Annotated in this window: 14 protein-coding genes; 5 read left to right on the top strand and 9 right to left on the bottom strand. The window is 72.9% G+C overall.

The annotated features are described in order from the left end of the window. Positions 1–4 precede the first annotated feature (4 nt). Positions 5–1507 carry a helix-turn-helix domain-containing protein gene (locus tag ACWC5C_RS11215; RefSeq protein ID WP_450875186.1) on the bottom strand — a complete coding sequence of 501 codons (1503 nt, stop codon included), beginning with the start codon at positions 1505–1507 and terminating at the stop codon, positions 5–7. Between the two features lie 69 nt (positions 1508–1576). Between ACWC5C_RS11215 and ACWC5C_RS11210 the strand changes: the two genes are divergently transcribed. Then, positions 1577–1930 carry a hypothetical protein gene (locus ACWC5C_RS11210; RefSeq protein ID WP_450875185.1) on the top strand — a complete coding sequence of 118 codons (354 nt, stop codon included), beginning with the start codon at positions 1577–1579 and terminating at the stop codon, positions 1928–1930. Positions 1931–1990: 60 nt separating this feature from the next. Here the strand turns inward: ACWC5C_RS11210 and ACWC5C_RS11205 are convergent, their stop codons facing one another. Continuing rightward, positions 1991–3805: a gamma-glutamyltransferase family protein gene (locus ACWC5C_RS11205; RefSeq protein ID WP_450875184.1), complete on the bottom strand. Its 1815-nt coding sequence runs from the start codon at positions 3803–3805 to the stop codon at positions 1991–1993. 559 nt (positions 3806–4364) lie between these two features. Between ACWC5C_RS11205 and ACWC5C_RS11200 the strand changes: the two genes are divergently transcribed. Further along, positions 4365–4751: a helix-turn-helix domain-containing protein gene (locus ACWC5C_RS11200; protein WP_450875183.1), complete on the top strand. Its 387-nt coding sequence runs from the start codon at positions 4365–4367 to the stop codon at positions 4749–4751. Here the strand turns inward: ACWC5C_RS11200 and ACWC5C_RS11195 are convergent. Further along, positions 4748–5635: an alpha/beta fold hydrolase gene (locus tag ACWC5C_RS11195; protein WP_450875182.1), complete on the bottom strand. Its 888-nt coding sequence runs from the start codon at positions 5633–5635 to the stop codon at positions 4748–4750. The two genes, ACWC5C_RS11200 and ACWC5C_RS11195, sit on opposite strands and share 4 nt — an antisense overlap. A 34-nt stretch (positions 5636–5669) precedes the next feature. Further along, positions 5670–6911 carry an MFS transporter gene (locus ACWC5C_RS11190; RefSeq protein WP_450875181.1) on the bottom strand — a complete coding sequence of 414 codons (1242 nt, stop codon included), beginning with the start codon at positions 6909–6911 and terminating at the stop codon, positions 5670–5672. Between the two features lie 88 nt (positions 6912–6999). On the opposite strand from ACWC5C_RS11190, the gene ACWC5C_RS11185 reads away from it, so the two are divergent. Next, positions 7000–7995, top strand: coding sequence for an AraC family transcriptional regulator (locus ACWC5C_RS11185; protein WP_450875180.1), 996 nt, complete (start codon positions 7000–7002; stop codon positions 7993–7995). A gap of 11 nt (positions 7996–8006) precedes the next feature. Here the strand turns inward: ACWC5C_RS11185 and ACWC5C_RS11180 are convergent, their stop codons facing one another. The 5 genes from ACWC5C_RS11180 to ACWC5C_RS11160 form a co-directional block, all read right to left on the bottom strand. Further along, positions 8007–8612: a ClpP family protease gene (locus ACWC5C_RS11180; protein WP_450875179.1), complete on the bottom strand. Its 606-nt coding sequence runs from the start codon at positions 8610–8612 to the stop codon at positions 8007–8009. A gap of 4 nt (positions 8613–8616) precedes the next feature. Beyond that, positions 8617–9258, bottom strand: a complete 642-nt coding sequence (locus ACWC5C_RS11175) for an ATP-dependent Clp protease proteolytic subunit (protein WP_450875178.1) — start codon at positions 9256–9258, stop codon at positions 8617–8619. A gap of 139 nt (positions 9259–9397) precedes the next feature. Beyond that, on the bottom strand, positions 9398–10189 hold the full coding sequence (locus tag ACWC5C_RS11170) for an endo alpha-1,4 polygalactosaminidase (RefSeq protein ID WP_450875177.1): 792 nt from the start codon (positions 10187–10189) through the stop codon (positions 9398–9400). 55 nt (positions 10190–10244) lie between these two features. Next, complete coding sequence (locus tag ACWC5C_RS11165) at positions 10245–11147, bottom strand: phosphorothioated DNA-binding restriction endonuclease (protein ID WP_450875176.1); 903 nt, start codon at positions 11145–11147, stop codon at positions 10245–10247. A 38-nt stretch (positions 11148–11185) separates the two neighbouring features. Then, the gene (locus ACWC5C_RS11160; RefSeq protein ID WP_450875175.1) at positions 11186–12322 is read right to left on the bottom strand and encodes a substrate-binding domain-containing protein; all 1137 of its coding nucleotides are present in this window, start codon (positions 12320–12322) and stop codon (positions 11186–11188) included. Between the two features lie 383 nt (positions 12323–12705). Here ACWC5C_RS11160 and ACWC5C_RS11155 point away from each other — a divergent pair, with 383 nt between their 5' ends. Together ACWC5C_RS11155 and ACWC5C_RS11150 are read left to right on the top strand one after the other, a co-directional pair. After that, entirely contained in the window at positions 12706–15318 is a 2613-nt protein-coding gene (locus tag ACWC5C_RS11155) for an ATP-binding protein (protein ID WP_450875548.1), read from the top strand. After that, a complete protein-coding gene (locus tag ACWC5C_RS11150) occupies positions 15299–15775 on the top strand; it encodes a roadblock/LC7 domain-containing protein (protein ID WP_385447300.1) in 477 nt (158 codons plus the stop codon). Before ACWC5C_RS11155 ends, ACWC5C_RS11150 begins: the two co-directional genes overlap by 20 nt.

Raw genomic sequence — 15775 nt, 5'->3', positions numbered from 1 at the left:
CGGCTCAGAGGTCGCCCAGCGCCCGCATCGCCAGCCACAGTTCATGCTTCGCGCTCGGCGCGCTCAGCAGCGAACGGCCGAGCGCGTCCTCGGCCCTGACCAGCCGCTTCCGGGTCCCGGGCAGGGAGATCCCGAGGGCGGAGGCGGTCGCGGGCAGCCGGGCGTCGGCGCGCAGCCAGGCCCGTACCGTCTCGGGACCGGCCGTCAGCTTCGCCTGCTCCAGCGGCCGCAGCTGGGCCCGCGCCCAGACCGCGGCGGTGGGCGCGGACAGCAGCCCGTCGAGGGTGGCCGGGTGCCCGGCCGGGGCCGTGCCGCGCGGCGCCTGGTGCAGCCGCAGCGCGAGCCAGGCGGCCGACTGGGCGGCCAGGCTGTGGCTGACGTCCACGCCGAGCAGCCCGTCGAGGTGGCGCATCCGCGCCGCCAGCGTATTGCGGTGGATCTTGAGATGGCGGCTGGCCGCGCTGCCGAAGCTGAGCCACGAGCCGAGGGTGCCGAGCAGCTCGGCTGGGCCGGGGTCGGCGCGGCGGGTCGGCGCGTACTCCAGGCACGGCCCCAGCAGCTCGCCCGCCCAGGCGTGCCCCTCCGGGCTCGCCAGCACCGTCACATCACTGTGCCCGCCGAAACCGGCGGACCGCTGCGGGGCGTTACGGGCCACCGCCAGGGCGTGGAACGCCTGTTCGTAGCCGACCGGGGTGTCCCGCAGCGGGATCTCCGCGCTCACCCCGACCCGGCACTCCGGCTCCTGCCGGATGATCAGCCGGTCCAGCGGCTCGCCGTCCGCCGAGCCGTCCGCCGCGACCCGCTCGCCCTGGGACGGGACCAGCGCGATGAGGTGGTTGGGCCGCACCGGACACGGCACGACCCACGCCCGGCCGTGCCCCACGCCGTGGATCCGCTCCGCGATCTCGTACCGCCGGTCGATCGGGCACTCGATCACATACACCTGGACCACGGCGGGCAGCGCCGGGCGCAGCGCGGCGGCGATGCGCTGCGCCGCGGGCAGGCTGCCGACCATGAGCAAATGCAGCACCGCCTCCCGGCTGTGCGCCTCGGCCGACTCGACGCGGCGCCGCGCCCGTTCGGCCTCCTCGACGCGCCAGCACAGGCCGAGGGTGCGGGACGCGTCGGCGAGCAGCACCTCGCAGCGCGCCGCGGTGGGCGCGACGATCGCCAGGTACGGCGCCGGGCCCTGGGACTCCGCCGACCCGAGCGACACCAGGTGCACCGGGCGCGCCTCGCCCCCGCCGAGCACCCCGGACGGCGCGCCACGGCGGTGCAGCGCGACGGCCGCCTCGGCGGCCAGCCGCCGCAGCGACGCGGGCGGCGGCGGGTCGTCCGCCGTGGCCAGCACGGAGCCGTCGGCGCCGACGAGCAGGGCGGGGCCCCCGGTGCGCCGGGTGAGCCACCCGAGCATGGCCCGTACCGCTCCGCGCCGGGCGGAGAGCCGGGCGAGGGCGAGTACGTCGTCGGCGCGTTCGGCTCGCGCGTCGGAGGGCGAAGCGGGCATGAACCGCACCTTAGTGCCCCTGGTCCGGCCCCGGTGAGGCCCCTTTTGGCGGCCGCTAGGGTCTTTGGCGTGACCGCCGTCATCGCCGCCATGATCACCGCCGTCGTCGGTGTCCTCGGCACGCTCTTCGCGCCCCTGCCGCACCAGCGGTTGACGGTACGTCAGCGCGCGGAGGAGGTCCGGCGCGACTACCGGGACCGCTACGCCGAGGCCCAGATGATCGTTCCGGAACGGGTCCTCACCGCGTCCCGCGACCTGAACACGGTCCTCGCCGGTATCGACGCGATGGCCAAGCGCATCGACCGGGGGCTGCCGAGGGAGGGGGAGACCGCCGGGGTCGCCCTGCTCCAACTGAAGGACGCCGAACCCCGGCTGTCGGCGATGCGGCGCGTGATGCGCGAGGACCTGGGACTCACGGACTGAGGCCGCCAAACTCCGCGCGGCGGACGCCCCCGGGTACGGAGCGGGCCACGGCGGGGCGGCTCAGCGGCCCATCGCGTAGCCCTGGGCGCCGCGGGGGTTGGCACCGGCCAGCAGGACGCCCGTCTCCGGGTCGCGGGCCACCGCGCACAGCCGCCCCTCCGACCACGGCCCGCCCACCACCACGTCGTGGCCGCGCCGCCGCAGCTCCGCCACCGCGGGTTCGCCGATCCGCGACTCCACGACCACCCGGCCCGCCGTCATCGCGCGGGGGTGGAAGGAGCCGGGGAAGCTCTCCTGGTGCCAGTTGGGGGCGTCGATCGCGCCCTGGAGGTCGAGCCCGGAGCGTACGGCCGCGCCGCGCAGCGCGACGTTCACGAAGAAGTGCAGCGCCCACTGGTCCTGCTGGTCGCCGCCAGGGGTGCCGAAGGCGAGGACCGGGGTGTCGCCGCGCAGCGCGAGCGACGGGCTGAGGGTGGTGCGGGGGCGGCGGCCGGGGGTCAGGGAGTTGGGCAGGCCGGGGTCCAGCCAGGCCATCTGGAGCCGGGTGCCGAGCGGGAAGCCGAGCGCGGGCACGACGGGGTTGGACTGCAGCCAGCCGCCGCTGGGGGTGGCGGCGACCATGTTGCCCCAGCGGTCGACGATGTCGAGGTGGCAGGTGTCGCCCCGCGTCACACCGTCCCCGCCGACCGTCGGCTCCCCGCTCCCGGGCGCGGCGACCGGCCCGGTGGCGCCGGACGCCGCGCGGGCGGCGGCTGCTAGGGCCTGCTGGCTCAGCCGGGGCGCGCGGCCGCCGGGGTGCCCCGGGCGCAGCTCGTACGAGGCGTGCTCGCCCACCAGCGCGCGCCGCGCGTCGTTGTACGGGCGGGAGAGCAGATCGGCGAGCGGTACGTCCGCGTCGGCGTCCCCGTACCAGGCCTCCCGGTCGGCCATGGCCAGCTTGCTGCCCTCGATGAGGGCGTGCAGCTGGTCGGGCCCACCCGGATCCTCCGCGCCCAGACCCTCCGGCAGCAGGGCGAGTTGCTGCAGGAAGGCCGGCCCCTGGCTCCAGGGCCCGGCCTTGCAGACCGTCCAGCCGTTCCAGGTGTACCGGACGGGGTCCTCGTACGTGGCCTCGAACCCGGCCAGGTCGTCGCCGGTGAGCGTGCCCGCGTGGCGTTCCCCGGAGGAGTCCATGGCGGGGCGGGCCGCGGCGGCGGCCAGTTCCTCGGCGATGAAGCCCTCGCGCCACACCCGGCGGGCCGCCTCGATCTGCGCCTCCCGCCCCGGACCGGCCGCCTCCGCCTCGGCGACGAGCCGCCGCCAGGTGGCGGCGAGCGCGGGGTTGGTGAGCAGCCGCCCGGCGGCGGGCGACCGGCCGCCCGGCAGATACAGCGCGGCGGAGGCCGTCCACTCCGTCTCGAACAGCTCCCGTACGGTCTCGACCGTCTCGCCGATCCGCTCGACCGCGGGGTGGCCGTGCTCGGCGTACCCGATCGCGTACCGCAGTACGTCGGCGAGGCGCCGCGTCCCGTGGTCGCGCAGCAGCAGCATCCAGGCGTCGAACGCGCCGGGCACGGCCGCGGCCAGCGGGCCGGTGCCGGGCACCAGGTCGAGGCCGAGCCCGGTGTAGTGGCCGATGGTGGCCCCGGCGGGCGCCGGGCCCTGCCCGCACAGCACGGTGGGCGGGGAGCCCGCCGGGGCGAGGATGACCGGCACCTCACCGGCGGGCCCGTTGAGGTGCGGCTCGACGACGTGCAGCACGAACCCGGCGGCGACGGCCGCGTCGAAGGCGTTGCCGCCGTCCTCCAGGACGGCCATGGCGGACTGCGAGGCCAGCCAGTGCGTGGACGACACCATGCCGTACGTGCCCTGGAGGGTGGGCCGGGTGGTGAACATGCAGCTCCCTGAGGGTGGGCGGCCGAGGTGCGGCCAGCATCGCCCACGACCCGCACACGGGTCCATGGCGCGATGCCCCGCCGCGCGGGTGTTGCCCCAGGCCCGCGTAGGCCAGCGGGCCCGGGCACCGCGCGGGGCACCCCGGCCGCGGCGAGCACGGCGGTGCGTGCCGGGACTCGACGCCGGGCAGCTCCTCGGCGGGTACGCGGGTCCCGTCGCGTGGGCCAGCGGGCCCAGCGCCTGGCGGGGCAGCCCGGTCCGCCGAGCGCGGTGGTGCGCGCTGGGCGTCCCCGTCGGGCAGCCCCCGACGGCGACGCGGGTCCCGTCCGGGGCGGTGTCGCACGCGCGGGTGCCGAGCCGGGGTCGCGGGCCTCAGCGCTGAGGGCGGTGTGGCGGTGCCGCACGCGCGGGGCGCCGGGCTGCGTGGGGTTCAGCGCCCGCTCCGGGGGATCGGCTAGGGCGGCGGGGCGGCCGCAGGTGCCCGCCCCCCGGGCCGGATTTCGCCGCAGGCAGAGCGGAGGTGGCTGACGGGCGGGCGGGGCGCTTCTACGCTGAGGGGATGAGCAGCCACGAGCCGAAGCCCGCGCGCGTCATCCCCCTGCGGCCCGTCCCCGCGGACCGGGAACCCCTCTGGCGCGACGTCGTCGGGGACGTGCTGCGCCGGGAGCGGCTGGCGCAGCGGCGCACGCTCAAGGACGTCGCCGAGGCGGCGCGGATCTCGATGCCGTACCTCTCCGAGCTGGAGCGGGGCCGCAAGGAGGCTTCGTCGGAAGTCCTCGCGGCCGCCGCCCGCGCCCTCGGGCTGGGGCTGGCCGATCTGCTCGCGCTGGCCCAGCGCGACATCATCCGGCTGACGGGGGCGCGGTCGGTCAGGACCGCGACCGCCGCCCCGCAGGCGCGGCTGACGTCACATCAGGGCGAAGCCCGTCTGCGGCTCGCCGCTTAGCCCCAGCGCTTCACGAAGTCGATCGCCGCGGCGTCGACCGCCTCGGGGTGCGAGGCGCTCAGGAAGTGCTGGCCGCCGTCGATGATTTCGAGGCGCGCCTCGGGGGAGCGGGTGAACAGCCCGATCTCCTCCTGGGCGTTCGCCACGGAGTACACCTGGTCCGCGGTGCCGTGCAGCCACAGGACGGGGCAGCGGACCTCGTCGAGCCTGCCGTGGAGCCCGTCGCGGTCGCGCAGGTTCACCGTGCTCAGGCGCAGCCGGTGGCGCCCGGCGTCACCGGCGTAGTTGGCGCGGTAGGCAGCGATCCACAGCTCGCGCTCCTCGGCCGAGATGCCGCCGAGGGCCGCGTCGAACACGTCGTCCACGAACTGGTCCGGCACGACCCAGTCCTCGCCGACCGGCTCGGCGAAGGCGTCGACGATCGGCGTGTTGAACGCGACGCCGTCCCAGCACCCCAGGTCGCGGCTGCGCTGGCTCTCGTAGTCCATCGACGTGCCGAGCGCCATGACGCCCTTCACGACGTCCGGCGCGAGCAGCGCCATGCGGACCGCCACCCAGCCGCCCTGCGAGGTGCCCAGCACGAAGGCCTCGCGGATCCCGAGGGCCTCCAGGACCTGGAGGTTCGCGATCGCGCTGTCCCAGAAGGTGAAGTGCGGGTACGTGGCCCTGGTGCGGCCGTGCCCGTAGGGCTCCAGGGCGAGCAGGTTGACCGCGGACCCGAGCGCCGGGTCGGCGAACTGCGGCCGGTACAGGTCGGCCGAGGTGGTGTACGAGTTGATGAGGACCAGCGTCGGGAGCGCGGGGTCGTACGGCTTGGCGAAGGTGTATCCGACGGTCGAACCGCCCAGGTGGGGTATCTCGACGGTCTGATCGATCCTGCTCATGAATTACTCCTCGGGAAATGTAAGAATCGCCGCATCAGTTCATCGCTTGCTGCCGGGGCGCTTTGACCCGCAAAACGATCAGCAACGCGGAGGCTAGCAACACGGCGCCGGACACGGTGAATACGGCGAGGACGCCGCCCATACCGAACATCACGCCGCCCGCGGCAGCCCCGCCCGCGATAGCGGACTGCACACCCACCACCACGAGCCCGCCCGCGCTTTCCGCTTGGTCGGGCACCATACGAGTGGCCCAGTTCGACCAGGCCACCGACACGCCGCCAAAGGCCAGGCCCCAGAGGACCACCAGAGCCACGTACCCGACGCGCCCGGCGGGAAGGAGCGCCAGGCCCAGGGCCGCGACGCCCATCAGGGCCGGTGTCAGGACCAACGTCAGGCGCAGGCTGATTTCCAGCAGCCATCCGGCCACCAGCGTGCCCACGAGGTTCGCCACGCCGAAGAAGAACAACAGCAGCGCCAGCGCGTCGACATCGACTTTCACCACGTTCTCCAGAGCGGGCCGGATATAGGTGAACAGCGCGTAGTGGCCAATGTGCACGAGCAGCATCCCCACAATGCCCACCCCGAAGCCCGGGCGTCGCAGCACCTCCCACAATGTGCTCAGCCGTGCCGAGGCCTGGGGCGCCATCCGGGGCAGCGCGAACAACTGGAACACCAGCGTCACCACCCCGAGCCCGGCCGCCGCCAGGAAGGTGCTGCGCCAACCGGCCAGGTCGCCGAGGTAACTGCCCAGTGGCACCGCCACGATGGTCGCCACCGCGATGCCACTGAAGATGATCGATACCGCACGCGGCACCAGCGCCGGGGGCACCAGCCGCATCGCCACCGCTGCCGCCATGCTCCAGAAGCCACCGAGCGCGACGCCCAGCAGGATCCGCATCAGCATCAGCACGGCCATGTTGGAGGCCACGGCCACCAGCAGATTGGAGACGATCAGCAGGACGGTGAAGCCGAGCAATACGATCCGCCGGTCGATCCTCCGGGTCAGGCTCGCCGTCAGCAGCCCGGAAATCATCGCCGCGGCCGCCGTGACCGTCACCGCCTGCCCCGCCACGGCTTTCGACACTCCAAGGTCGGCGGCCATCGGAGTCAACAGGCTGGTCGGCAGATATTCCGCCGTCAGCAATCCGAACACACCCACTGCCAGCGAGAACACCGCCGCCCACGACGATGAGACCGGTGCGGGGGATATCAGTTCCTCTTCGGCCGCTGCGCCGGGGTCGGCGTCGCGCACGGTGGCGCACACATCGCTGCTCAACTGTTTACTGCTCCTGAGTCGCATGAGAGGTTCAAGTCAAGGCTGCACGCGAAATTCAGGATGAGCTATGACAGGAAGTCCGCAATCTTTGACCGAGCGTCCGGACGGAGGGGGTGCGGGGCAGTTCGCCCTGTCGTCCGACCTCATCAGCGAGCTGCTGACCAGCATGCGGCTGCGCGGCGTTCGGTACCGTCGCGTCCACGTCGGCCCGCGGTTCGGCCTCACCTTCGACGCCAAGCCCGGACGGGCCGCTTTCCACTTCCTCGCCGTCGGCTCCGCCGTCCTGCGCACCGAGGACGGAACGATCCATGAACTCTCGGCCGGAAATGCCGTATTCATGCCCCACGGCGGGCAGCATCAGCTGCTCTCCGGTCCGGATATTCCGGTCCGGGGCATCGACAGTTTCGACGGGATTCCCCTCGGCGACGCGGTGTCCGACGTGGATACCTGCCCGAGTACCGACCCGAATCCCAGCGCGGTCTTTTTCAACGGCTCCATGGAGTTCGACCTCGGCGGAATGCAGGGCCTCGGCCAGCTGATGCCCGATGTCATGCTGGTCGACGCCGAGGGGCAGCGTTACCCCGGGCTCATGCCGATCCTTAACTCCATGAAGCGCGAGGTCTGCTCCGCGCGCGTGGGCTTCGCCGGGATCCTCGCCCGGCTGGCCGAAGTGGCGGCGGCCATGATCGTGCGGGGCTGGATCGAATGCGGCTGCGACAACAGCTCCGGCCTCGTGGCCGCGCTGCGCGACCCCCGCCTGGCCTGCGCCATCCTGGCCCTGCACCGGCAGCCCGGGCATCACTGGACGGTGGCGGAGCTGGCAGCGGAATGCAATGTCTCCCGCTCGGTCTTCGCGGACCGATTCCACACCACGATCGGCATGCCGCCGCTCCGTTACGCCACGGAGCTGCGGATGCTCCTGGCCAGCCAGTGGCTGGCCCAGGACACCCTCCCCGTCCAGTCCGTGGCGCAGCGCCTCGGCTACACCTCGCAGGCCTCGTTCACTCGCGCCTTCAAACGCGTCACCGGTCAGCCGCCCGGCGCCAGCAGGGACACCGCGCGTTCGCGAGCCACGGCCGGCTGATGCGTCAGGCGTCAGGCGGCGCGGGCCAGCCGCCTCGACAGCACCTCGTCGGCCAGTCCGTACGCCACCGCCTCCCGCGCCGTGAACACCTTGTCGCGGTCCATGTCCGCGCGCAGCGTCGCCACGTCGTGCGGGGTGTGGCGGGACAGCACCTCCTCGACCTGGGAGCGGATGCGCAGCATCTCCTTGGCCTGGAGGCTGAGGTCCGACACCGTGCCGCGCGCCCCGCCGGTCGCGGGCTGGCCGAGCAGCACCCGGGAGTGTTCGAGGACGAACCGCCGCCCGGGATCGCCCCCGGCCAGCAGCACCGCCGCGGTCGAGGCCGCCTGGCCGACGCAGAACGTCGAGATGGGCGCGGTCACGAAGGTCATCGTGTCGTAGATCGCCATGAGCGAGGTGTACGAGCCGCCCGGGGAGTTGAGGTAGATCGCGATCTCCTGCTCCGGGCTGGAGGACTCCAGGTGGAGCAGTTGCGCGATGACGACGTTGGCGACGCCGTCGTCGATCTCCGTGCCCAGGAAGATGATGCGCTCCGACAGCAGCCTGCTGTAGATGTCGTACGCGCGCTCGCCCTGCGTGGTGCGCTCGACCACGGTCGGAATCGTGTACTGGCTCATGTCCTCAGATCCCCATCCGTCGTCGCGGGGCGCCCGGCCGCACGTCGCTCAGCGACTCCACGATGTGGTCGACCATCCCGTATTCCCTGGCCTGTTCGGGGGTGAAGAAGCGGTCCCGGTCGCCGTCGCGGGAGATCGTCTCCCGGGTCTGGCCGGTGTGCTCGGCGATGATGCGCTCGATGGCCTGCTTGGTGAACTCCAGGTTCTCGGCCTGGATCTCGATGTCGGCGGTCGTCCCGCCGATGCCCGCCGACGGCTGGTGCATCATGATCCGCGCGTTGGGCAGCGCGTACCGCTTGCCCGCCGTCCCGACCGTGAGCAGGAACTGCCCCATGCTCGCCGCGAAGCCCATGGCGAGGGTCGCGACGTCGTTGGGGATGAGCCGCATCGTGTCGTAGATCGCCAGCCCGGCCGTCACCGAGCCGCCGGGGCTGTTGATGTAGAGGCTGATGTCGGTGCGCGGGTCCTCCGCCGACAGCAGGAGCAGCTGGGCGCAGACCCGGTTCGCGGAGACCTCGTCGACCTGTGTGCCGAGGAAGACGATCCGCTGGGTGAGGAGCTGCGCGGCCAGGTGGTCGTCGAAGCGTGAGGGCGGCGTATCGCCGTCCTCGGCGCGCGGGCCGTCGAGGGACAGGGGTGCTCGCATCGGGCCTCCCAGGGGTGACCGTGGTGACCCGCGGCGGACTTCGCCGCGGTCACTTCACTGTCGGCCCCGGGGCGCCGCCGTGGGAGGTTTCTCTGCCCGCGGCAGATCTGCCGCGGGCAGATCCGCCGTCAGCAGACCGTCAGCAGACGTCGCGGACGTACGCGTCGTCGTCCGGGGTGGATACGTCCACGTCGCGGCGTACGACGGACAGCCGGTCGGCGAACCCGTCGCAGGCCTTCGCCATCCCCTTGTCCTCGTACTCGACCACGACCACCCGGTCCCGATACGGCTTCGCGAACGCCTCGCACTCGTCATAGCGGCCGCACTCCTCGACGACGGCGAAGTCCAGCCCGGTCCGCGCGCGGCGCGGGGCGAGCGGGCCGGTGTTCTTCTGCGCGATCGCGAGCCCCAGCTCGTGGGCGCGCCGCGAGAGCAGGGAGACGTACGCCGTGGCCTGGTCGGCGGTCAGCAGGTCGGGCCAGCGGGTGAAGGTGTCGAGGTTGTCGGGCTCGACGGCGTCGTACCCCTTGTCGGCGCACTCCTCGAACCACGCCCCGACCCTCTTGGCCGCCTCCTCGCGCTTCGCCGCCGTGGTGATGTCGAGCACCGACTCCCCGTCCCAGTCGGGGTCCTCCACGACCTCGCCCTTGGCGTCGTGCAACAGCAGCCGGGACGGCCACTTCTCGCCCGGCTGGGTCTGGAAGGCGTTGACGTAACAGACGTTGTAGACGCCGGGCGCAGGTGTGTCCGCGCGGTCGCGGGCCACGATCTCGACGCCCTGGGGTGGTTCGTAGGCGCCACCGATCTGGTAGTCCCAGTCGGCGCCCTTGGGCGGCAGCTTGACCTCGGGCTTTTCGGCGGAGGACCCGCACGAGGGCAGCGTCGCGAGGGCGAGAAGGACGAGGGATAACGCGACGGTGGTGCGGTGCATGGGCACGATTCTCTCAAGCCCGAACATTCCCGATACGCCGGGCCGTTCACACCGTTCACCCCCGCTGGGCCACCACCCGCGGCTTGCCCCGGAAGACCTGCTCCGTATGCCAGTCGACGTTCCCCGCCGCGACCGGGGCGCTGCCGCCCTGCGGCCCGATGAGCGAACGGTCCACCAGGTCGAGCACCTGCGTCCGGGCGGCCTCACCGCGACCGGTGAACTCCCGGGAGACGATGACGCGTCGGCCGCCGTCCAGCCCCAGCACCCCCCGGTCGAACAGCTTGTGGTGCAGGGAGCACAGGCACAGCGCGTTGGAGAGGTCGTCCGCGCCCCGGAAGGCCCACCACCGTACGTGCGCGGCCTCCAGCCCCACCGGCACCCGCCCGACCGCCCCGTCGAACCCGCAGAACGCGCACCGGTACTCGTACGCGACCAGCACCTCCCGCCGCAGCTCGGCCGCGCGCCGCCGGTCGCGCACGGTCACGGTCGCCCGTACCGCGCCCTCCGCCTCCAGATCGAGCCCGACGGCGGTGGCGATGTCGGCGTGGAGCGAGGGCGGGAAGTGGGTGTCCAGGAGGACGTGCGCCAGCCGCCCCAGCAACTCCGGCTCCGCCGACAGCGCGGACCGCAACCCCGGCACCAGCCGCCCCTCCGCGCCGCTGGCCCGCAACGGCCCCACCCCCGAACCGGGACTGGCCCCGCCGTCTGCCGTACGCACCTCCCACACCCCGTCGTTGGTGAGGTGGTGGAACGGATACGAGGGCGAGGTGTCGTTGGGCGGCCCGTAGTCCCGCAGCAGGTCCTTCAGGTCCCGCTCGACGTCCGAGTAGCGGAGCGCCTGGTCGGGGCCCTGCTGGAACCGACCCAGGGCGTACAGCATCAGCAGCGGCTTGTGCGGTGCGCGCGCCCCCTTGCTGCTCCACTGCCGCAGATTGCCGACCCGTTCGATCCAGTCCATGCGTCGGACCGTAGTACGGGGCGCGTGGACGGGGCCGCTCACCGGCCCCAGATCTGGCGGTACGCCTGGCGGTAACCCTCGGAGTCCCAGGACAGGGCGCCGCCGCTGTTGGCGGCCGTGGTGATGTGGACGGGGGCGACGTAGCCGCTGGCGGGCCGGTCCGCGAAGGCGCGGTTGAACTCGTCGACGATCTGCCAGCCCTGCTCGGACAGCGGCTCGGGCACCGTGGCGGCCTGGTACTGCTTGGAGTTGATGCGCTCGAAGGCCGACGGGTCGCCGTCACCGGCGCCGATGGCGGACGGGGCGCCCGCGCCGTCCTTGCCCGCGGCGCGCAGGGCGGGGGCGGTGTGGCCGAAGTACAGGTCGTTGATGGCGGCGGAGTACGTCCACTTGTCGCCGAAGCGGGAGAGCAGCGAGCGGACCGCCCCGATGGCGCGGCGGTTGGCGTCGGGGATGGGGATGTTCTGGTAGCTCAGCAGCTTGACGTCGGAGCAGGTGGCCAGCTCCTTCTTGATCAGGTCCGACTTGCGCTTCGCGAAGGGCAGCGTGGCGTCGGTGAACAGCACGACCCCCGCGCGGCCGTCCGACCGGGCGATCATCCAGTCGGCGCTGATCTTCGCGACGTCCTCGACCCGGGAGGTGATGTTGCTGAAGAGTTCCGGCTGTTCGCTGGGGCCGGGGGCGTCCGTGGCGTGCCAGCCGATCAGCGGAATGCCCGCCGCCTTGGCCGCCTTGGCCTCGTTCGCGGCGATCTCGGGGTCGAAGCCGCCGATGACGATGCCGTCCGGCTTGAGGTCGAGGGCCCGCTTGAACGCGGACCGGATGCCGCTCGGCGTGCCCTGGCCGTTGATGGTGCGGGCCTTCCAGCCGAGGATCTTCGCGGACTCCTGGACGCCCTGGGCGACTCCGGCGACGCCGGGGTTGGTGAGGGTCTGCGCGATGAACACGACGCTCTTGCCGCGCCGGGCGGTCGGCCCGGTGGTGGGGCCCTTCCACGGGGCGTCCACGTCCTCCGCCTTCGCGACCGCCCGCTTGGCCTTGGCGAGGGCGGCGGGGCAGCCGGGCTCGGCGGGGCGCGGATGCGTGGCGGCGGTGCCGGATCCGGGTTCGCAGCCGGTGGTGGCCACGGCCAGGAACGCGGCGGCTGTCAGGACCGACTTGCGGGTGGCGTGCACGGGTCTCCTCGCGGGGGCACAGGAAGGTTCGGGGCCGGGGGTGGGCCGGGGGTGGGAGGAGACAGGTTACGGGTGGTGGCACCCAGCCGGGCAGCCCCCGGGAGCGAGCGGAAAGCGACGGCGCAATGGCCTAAACCTGACAACCGTGGATCTTCGGTAACCGTTGTCGGCGGATGTCTTGCAAGCGTGCGCACAGACGGTAGTGTTCACGGCCGGTCGGACGTGTGGCGCAATCTAGTCGCTCTGGTCGCTCGCTTACGAGGGCGTACGAGGGCGCTGGACGTCTCCGGCGCCACGCTCCCCGGTCGTCGGCGGTCGGCAGCAACGACACCTCGGTCACCGCTCATGAGCACATCGGCACATCGAAGGAGGCCCGGGTGTCGGTGGACACAGAGGACCCGCCACGCGATCCGGACCCGTCCGGGCCGTCCGGGCCGTCCGGGCCGTCCGGGCGCTCCCCACGGGTTCCCCGGTTCCGTCGCGGGGCGTACGCGCTCCTGCGCGGCGACGCCCTCGACCGGTGGCCGTTCCGGCGCAAGCTCAACGTCCTGGTGATCGTGCCCGTCGTGGTCGTCGGCGTACTGCTGGGCGTCGGCGCGTACGGCCAGGTGCGGCAGGCCCGGGACGCCGACCGGACCGCGCAACTCGTGCGCGACAGCGAGCAGGTCACGCGGCTGATCAACGACATCCAGGCCGAGCACCGGCAGGCGCTGCTGCTGGCCGTGGAGCAGGAGGCGGCCCGGCCCGGCGCGGAGCTGCCGTCCACCCTCGACTACCGCCGCACGCAGCGGGTCACCGACGAGCAGGCCACCGCCGTGCGTTCCGCGTTCGGCGCGGGGCTCACGAAGGATGAGGGGCGGGCCCTGGACTACATCCACGGCCTCGGCGTACTGCGCGACAAGGTCGAGCGGGGCTCGGTCCCCGCCGCCGGTATCGACCCCGCGTACGCCAACGCGGTCGGCTACCTGATCGACGGCATCGGGCTCGACCGCTTCTCCGGCTCCTCCTCGTCCTCGGTGGTCGAACTGCTCGACACGGTGCTGCGCGCCGACGCCGCCCACGCCGCCTTCGAGAGCGGCGTGTTCTCGGCCCAGACCCGGGACGCCAACGCGCTCACCGAGTACACCCGCGCGGCCGGTGCCCACCGCATCTTCCAGGAGCAGACGGAACGGTTCGGCAGGATCGCCGGCCCGGACCAGGTCCTGCGCCTGGACGGCATCGGGCGCAGCGCTGAGGAGAACGGCTTCACCGCCAAGTTCGCGGAGCTGCAGATCGACCCGGGCTCCCTCCAGGGCCAGTCGCCGCAGCAGCTGCGTACGTCGATCGCCGCGGGCACCCGGCAGGCCGAGGACCGCCTCGACGTCACCCGCTCCCTCACCGACCAGATCGCCGCCCACGCCGACAGCCTCTCCCGGGACGCCCTGCACAAGGCGGTGGCCCTGCTCGGCCTCGCCGTCCTCGGGTTCGCGGCCTGGCTCGGCTTCTCCTTCATGGTCCGCCGCTCGGTCGTACGCCCCCTCGCGGCCCTGACCGGCGCCGCGCACCAGGTCGTCTCGGTGGCGGGCGAGGAACTGGCCCGCGTGGAGGACGACGAGTCCGCCGACTCTCCCGACAGCGCGCCGCTGCGGCCGAGGCCCATCCCCGTACCCGTGCGCGACGAGATCGGCGACCTGGCCGAGGCGTTCAACCAAGTCCAGGTCACCGCCGCGGCGCTGCTGGAACGGCAGGTGCTCAGCCGCCGCAACGTCGGCGAGATGTTCGGCAACGTCGGCCGCCGGGTCAGCAACCTCACCACGCGCCAGCTCACCCTGATCGACGCCGTCGAACGCGAGGAGACCGCCCCGGACGTCCTGGAACGGCTCTACCGCATCGACCACATCGCCGTACGCCTCCAGCGCAACGCCGACAGCCTGATGCTGCTCGCCGGAATCCGGGAAGCCGAGCTGGACGCCCAGCCGACCGCCCTCGCCAACGTCATCCGGGCGAGCCTCGGCCGTATCGAGGGCTTCCAGCGGGTGTCGCTGCGCTCCGAAACCGAGGTCACGGTCGCGCCCGACATCATCGGCGACCTGACGCTGATGGTCGCCGAACTGCTGGAGAACGCGGTCGCGTTCTCCCCGTCCGACACCCCCGTCGAGGTCGTCGTCCGGCCAGGCACCGACATCACGGCGGACGGCGGCGCGCTGATCGAGGTCATCGACCACGGGCTGGGCATGGGCGCGGAACGCCTCGAAGAGGAGAACGCCCGGCTCATCCGCCGCGAACGGCTCGACCTCGTCCCCACCAAGGTGCTCGGCCTGTTCGTCGTCGGCAGCCTCGCCCGGCGCTGGGGCGTCCGGGTCACGCTGGGGCGTACGCCGGGCGGCGGGGTCACCGCGACGGTGTGGATTCCGGACGCGCTGCTGATGGCGGCGGGTGCGGGGGATGGCGCGGGGGCGCCGTCACCGGTGATCACGGAGCTGGCCCGTACCCCGGCGGGGTCCGCGCCGGTCGCGCCGGTCCGGGCCACGCCGCTGCCCGTACGGACGCCTGCTACGACGTCCCCGCTGGCGCCCGCCCCCGAACAGGGCTCGGCGGAGCCCGCGGAGCCCGGCGGGTTGCCCCGGCGGATCCCGAACCGCAAGGGCGCGGAGCGACCGCCCCAGGCGACCCCGGCGGACGCTTCCGCCGCACAGGAATCACCCAGCACACCGGAACCATCCGCTGACCAGCGCTCGTCGTCCCCCACGTCCACGTCCACGTCCACATCCCGCCCGCTGCGACGGCGAGTACGGGGCGCGACGCTCGACAAGACGACCCCCTCGGGCTCGTCCGACCGGGGCAACGGGGACGTCCGCGCCCCCGTCGACGCCGATGCCGTCCGGTCGGAGCTTGACGAGTTCGAGGCCGCCGTACGCAGGGCACAGCAGGACAGTGCCACCACCCCGACCGAACCCACGCCATTGCCGCATCAGCAACCCCGGAAGGAGTCGGGCAGTGACCACGCCGACAGGTAAGAGCGGTCCCGCTGGGCAGGAACCCACCGATCTGCGAGCAGCCGCGGCCGACTTCACCTGGCTGCTCGACCGGTTCGCGACCCACACCGCCGGTGTCGTGGACGCCATCGCCGTGTCCTCCGACGGCCTGCTGATCGCCGTATCCGAGCTGCGCGAACAGGCCGACTCCGAGCGGCTCGCCGCGATCGTCTCCGGCGTCACGAGCCTGGCCGCCGGAGCCTCCGGCAACTACGGCCTGGGCGGCCTCAACAAGGTCATCATCGACCTGGAGGGCGGCCATGTGCTGGTCTCGGCCATCGGCTGCGGCGCGGTCCTCGGCGTGGTGACGTCGAAGGAGGCGAAGCTGGGCAACATCGCCTACGAGATGACTCTCTTCGCCAACCGGGCCGGGGCCGCGCTCACCCCCCAGCTCGTACTGGAGCTGAAGAAGAGCGCTGGCACCCCCTCCATCATCTGA

This window comes from Streptomyces sp. NPDC001700, from assembly GCF_053596435.1.
This window is presented reverse-complemented; position numbering and strand designations above follow the sequence as displayed.

Bases quoted from the DNA above. Each gene is read 5' to 3' on its own strand.
- ACWC5C_RS11215 (WP_450875186.1), bottom strand. From the start codon at position 1,507: ATGCCCGCTTCGCCCTCCGACGCGCGAGCCGAACGCGCCGACGACGTA.
- ACWC5C_RS11205 (WP_450875184.1), bottom strand. From the start codon at position 3,805: ATGTTCACCACCCGGCCCACCCTCCAGGGCACGTACGGCATGGTGTCG.
- ACWC5C_RS11200 (WP_450875183.1), top strand. From the start codon at position 4,365: ATGAGCAGCCACGAGCCGAAGCCCGCGCGCGTCATCCCCCTGCGGCCC.
- ACWC5C_RS11195 (WP_450875182.1), bottom strand. From the start codon at position 5,635: ATGAGCAGGATCGATCAGACCGTCGAGATACCCCACCTGGGCGGTTCG.
- ACWC5C_RS11180 (WP_450875179.1), bottom strand. From the start codon at position 8,612: ATGAGCCAGTACACGATTCCGACCGTGGTCGAGCGCACCACGCAGGGC.
- ACWC5C_RS11175 (WP_450875178.1), bottom strand. From the start codon at position 9,258: ATGCGAGCACCCCTGTCCCTCGACGGCCCGCGCGCCGAGGACGGCGAT.
- ACWC5C_RS11170 (WP_450875177.1), bottom strand. From the start codon at position 10,189: ATGCACCGCACCACCGTCGCGTTATCCCTCGTCCTTCTCGCCCTCGCG.
- ACWC5C_RS11165 (WP_450875176.1), bottom strand. From the start codon at position 11,147: ATGGACTGGATCGAACGGGTCGGCAATCTGCGGCAGTGGAGCAGCAAG.